General features: G+C 71.5%; 4 protein-coding genes and 1 pseudogene. 1 reads left to right on the top strand and 4 read right to left on the bottom strand.

Translation table 11 applies throughout. The annotated features are described in order from the left end of the window. On the top strand, nt 1–1,119 hold a 1,119-nt coding region (locus tag M0P34_RS13970), incomplete at its 5' end, for a hypothetical protein (RefSeq protein ID WP_291500194.1). Here the strand turns inward: M0P34_RS13970 and M0P34_RS13975 are convergent. The 4 genes and pseudogenes from M0P34_RS13975 to M0P34_RS13990 form a co-directional block, all read right to left on the bottom strand. Next, nucleotides 1,088–1,918, bottom strand: coding sequence for a class I SAM-dependent methyltransferase (locus M0P34_RS13975; protein WP_291500195.1), 831 nt, complete (start codon nt 1,916–1,918; stop codon nt 1,088–1,090). The genes M0P34_RS13970 and M0P34_RS13975 overlap by 32 nt on opposite strands. 28 nt (nt 1,919–1,946) lie before the next feature. Beyond that, a complete protein-coding gene (locus M0P34_RS13980; protein ID WP_291500197.1) occupies nt 1,947–3,647 on the bottom strand; it encodes an NAD-binding protein in 1,701 nt (566 codons plus the stop codon). A gap of 34 nt (nt 3,648–3,681) precedes the next feature. Then, complete coding sequence (locus tag M0P34_RS13985; RefSeq protein WP_291500199.1) at nt 3,682–4,029, bottom strand: cytoplasmic protein; 348 nt, start codon at nt 4,027–4,029, stop codon at nt 3,682–3,684. Between the two features lie 100 nt (nt 4,030–4,129). Further along, nucleotides 4,130–4,356: pseudogene (locus M0P34_RS13990) on the bottom strand (2-oxoacid ferredoxin oxidoreductase); the annotation flags it as partial.

The raw sequence follows: 4,356 nt of genomic DNA on the forward strand, positions 1-4,356 counted from the left end.
AGCACCATCAGCACCCTGCACGGCGTGACCACCGAGAGCAACGCCCTGGGGCCGAAGTTCAGCACCCTGTTCTGGGGCACGCAGTGGGAGTCCGTCTCCCTGCTGGGCCTGCTGCCCGCGCGCGAGCCGGGCTCGCTGCACTGCTACAACCCCAGGCGCGGGCCCAACTCGGCCATCGGCATGGCCAAAGACAAGAGCTTCTACCTCACGCGTACCGTGGGCCAGGACGTGACCCTGGAGGAGGTGCTCGCCCTGCGCGACGCCCTGCTCCAGGCCCAGGACAGCGCCCTGGACGCCACCCGGGCGCGGCTGGAGGCCTTGCGCATGGCCCTGGCCGCCCGAAACGCCCCCGGGGCCGCCGAGGCCCAGACCCCGCCCCAGGCCACAACCGCCCCCGCAACCCCGGCCACCGGCCAGGCCGCAACCCCGGCTGCGGGCCAGGAGCCCCGGGAGCAGGCCGCCCCCCTGGCGGGACAGGCGGCCCAGGCGGCCCGCGAGGCCGAGAGCCGCTTCGGCGAGGCCGAGCGGAACGTGCGCGCGGCGTTGAAGACCCCGGGCCTGCTCGTGGTGCGCTGGTCCGTGGCCCAGGAGTCCGAATACGACGCCAGCGCCGGCGAGCGCGCGAGCCTGTCGGGCGGCGCGGGCTCGGGGCGCTCGGGCCTGGCGGTCATTGGCGGGGTGCGCGTTTCGCGGCTCTACCTGGGCAGCGATGTCCACAGTCACTGGGCCGATGTCCGCAACATCGGCACCGTGACCGCCTGGCCGCAGGTGACCACCCTGCTCATCCAGGCCCGCCACGTCGCCTTCCTGTCCGACGTGAGCTCGGAGGACTTCTTCCGGGCCACCCTTGAGGTCGACGCCCAGACCGTGGCCCGGGCCGCTGCGGACTGGAAGGCCCTGGCCAGCCTGGAGCTGGCCGCCTACCGCGCGCGCGTGGCCAACCTCGGCGGCATGGGCCTTCTGGGAGCGGGCGGCACGCAGGCCAGGACCCCCGTCACCTGGGAGCCCTCGGCCCCCTCGCAAGATCCGCCCTGCCCCGAGGCCACGGCTGACCAATGGCACACCATCTACCAGGTGACTGCGCCGCTCAAGGCGCTGCGCGGGATGTGGAAGGACTAGGCGCCTCGCCGGGCGTTTCGCCGGGCGCCTCGCCGGGAGTCTCGCCGGGCGCCCCCAGGGTGCCAACCAGCAGCTCGTAGGGCCGGTCCAGCCCGGCCAGGGGGAAGGCGCGGGTTTCCATGCGGAACCCGGCCCGCGCGAACAGCCGCGCCCAGTCCGCCCGGGAGAAGAGCCCCAGGACGTGGCGGTCCAGCTCCACGCGCGTCTCGCGGCCCTTGGTGACGATGAAGGTCATCAGCACCTCGATGCTCGTGTCTTCCGGGTCGGGATCATGGGCGTATTCGACGTACTGGACCCGCAGGTCCCCCTGGCTGTGCCGGCTCGTTTCCAGGGCCGGGCCGCGGAAAGTCTCGGCGAAGTGGTCCGGCGCGGCGATGAACACGCCGCCGGGCGCCAGATGCGCCGCCGCCGTTTCCAGGGTCCGGGCCAGGTCGTCCTCGGTGGTCAGGTAGCTCGCGGCGTCGTGCAGGAGCACCGCCGCGAAGCGCCGCCCCAGGCGCACCGAACGCATGTCGCCCCGGTGCAGCTCCACGCCGGGGTTGAGAGCGCGGCACAGGTCGAGCATGGATGCCGAGAGGTCCACCCCCGTGGCACGGAACTCTGCGGCAAGGTGGGAGAGGTTGTGCCCGCCGCCGACCCCCAGCTCGAGCACCTCCGCCCCGGCGCCTACCCTGCCCTCGCGCAGCACGGCACGCCAGCAGGCCGCCTCCCCGGCGTAGTCCTGCGGCGGGGTGATAACGGGCATCAGCCACGCAAGCTCGGCGTACAGCCGTCCCTGGGGGATGTCTTCGAAACGCATGGCACCTCCCTGGCGCTGGCGCGCGCGGCTAGGCTTGTCCCGCCTGGGGGAAACGGTCCAGGAAACGGCGCTCGGACTCCGAGGTGCCGATGAGGATCAGCTCGTCGCCCGGGCCGAGAACCCGCGCCGGGTCGGGGGTGATCTCCAGGCCGCGGTCCGAGGCCACGGCCACGACGCTGCACCCGGTGCCCGAGCGGATTCCGCTGCCCAGAAGCGTCGCCCCCTCCAGGGACGCGGGCAGGGGCATGCGAAAGATGTTCAGGCCCTCGGTGAGCATGAGCACCTTGCCCGGCGACAGCAGGTTGAGCACCGTGTTGGCGACCAGCGAGGCGTGGGAGATGACCAGGTCCGCCCCGGCGCTGTGCAGCACGCCGATGTTGCGGTCCAGGGTCGCGCGGCTGATGATCTGGATGTCCGGACGCAGCCTGCGGCAGTAGATGGTCAGGTAGATGTTCATGTCGTCGTCGTGGGTGGTGATGAACACCGAGGGCGCCTCGCGGATGCCCGCCCGTTCCAGGACCTCCAGGTCCGCCGCGTTGCCGGTGACGATGTTGTCCGGGTCGCCGCCGGGGCGCGGCTTCTTTTCCACCATGCGGTAGGCCAGCCCCAGCCTGTACAGCTGCTCCGCCGCCGCCTGCCCCACCCGGCCCCCGCCGAGGATGACCACCGGCCCGTCCTTGCTGGGGCTGACCCCCGCGAAGCGGTCGAAGGCCTCGATCTGCCCCAGGTTGCCCGCCAGCACCAGAACCATTGCCCCGGTGAGCGGCAGGTCCGGGTCCGGCAGGGCGAAGCGCCCGCGCTCCCACACGCCGACGACGTTCACGCCCACGGCCTCGCGCAGGCCGCTCTGGCGCAGGGTGCTGCCCGCGAGGTTGGAGCGCATGACCGGGGTTTCGGCCACCACCAGCTCGTCGAAGCGGCCGATGATGCCCGAGCGCATGTTGGCCCCCAGGGTCCGCCGGGCCAGGGTCTGGCCGAGCATGCGCGTGAACTGGAAGACGTGGGCGCTGCCCGCCAGGGTCAGGATGTCCACCGACTCCTCCTGGTCCGCCTTGGCCACGATGGGCACCGTGGCGCAGGCCTCGCGCACGGTGAAGGTCACGCTGGTGTTGCGCACGTCGCTGTCCAGGGCCACGACCATGGCCGCCGCCTCCACGCGCAGCTTGCGGTAGGTCTGGGAGTCGTCGTGGTCGCCCACGGCCACGGAGTGGCCCTGGTCGTGCAGTGCCAGGGCCGTCTGGGCGTCGGGGCAGAGCAGGACGTGGTCGTGGCCATACTGGCGCAGGCGCTGGGCCAGGTTCTGGGCCGTGGAGTCCGGGCCGACGATGATGACGTGGCCGTGGGTGCCGGGGGGCAGCTCGCGCGGGGCCAGGGCCTTGTTCTGGGCCTCCAGCCAGGGCGCGTAGAAGAACTGGATGAATGTGAACGGCAGCATCACCAGCAGGAATATGATCCCAGACAGCAGCACGACGATGGAAAAAACGCGCCCAAGGTCGCCGCCAAACGTGATGTCGCCGAAGCCGAGGGTGGACATGACCGTGAGCGTCCAATAGACGCCGGTGATCCAGGAGTGCTCCTGCCCCTCGCCCTGCATGATGAAGTGGAATAAAACGCTGTACAGCGCGATGACGCCCACGAGAAGCAGAACGAATTTCAGCAGAAATCCGATGTTGCGTCGCGCGGTGCGGTCCTGGAGCAGGTAGGAGACCTGGGCGGCGAGGAATTTCACGGAGACCTTTGCGGGCCGGGGGCGCCCGGGCTGGCTAGAAGGTGATGATCTCGTAGCCCCGGTCCAGGTATTCGCCCAGGGCCGGATGCCCGCCCATGAAGCCGATGAGGGCGATGCCCTCGGCGCGCACGGCCTCGGCCACGCCGAGCTTGGTGGAGCAGGCCTTGCACGCCCCGTCGAGCACCCCCGATGCCTTGAGCCTGGAGTACAGCGGGTGGAACTCGCTGGCCGGGTCCGCCAGCTGGGGCACCAGGGTCACCGAGGCGCCCTCCAGGACCAGGCGCACGTCGCAGCCGCGCGCATGCAGGTCCAGGGCGTTCAGCATCACATGCACGAAGCACAGGGCCTCGCCGCGAAAGGGAAACAGCGCAACCTTTCTCATGGCTCCTCCTCGTGGCCGTACGCCCGGCCCGGGCGCGAAAAAACGGGCACCGCCCGGGCCCGGCCCGGACGGTGCCCCTGTCGTACCAGAGCCTCGCGGCCTAGGCAAACCCTTCCAGAACCCGGGCCACGGCCGCCGGGTCGGGCCTGCGCGCGGCCAGGGGCTCCCCGGCGAGCTGCGGCAGGCGGCTCTCGAAGCTCGGCCCCTGCTGGCGGTAGATCACGCCCACGGGGATCTCGTCGCCGAAGGCGGCCGCCGTGGTCATGGCCGTCTGCCAGTCCGTGGGGTCGTAGCCTTCGGGCAGGGGGCGGCAGCGCTCCTTGTACC

It is taken from the genome of Desulfocurvus sp. (assembly GCF_023230885.1).
Classification (GTDB): Bacteria; Desulfobacterota; Desulfovibrionia; order Desulfovibrionales; family Desulfovibrionaceae; genus Desulfocurvus.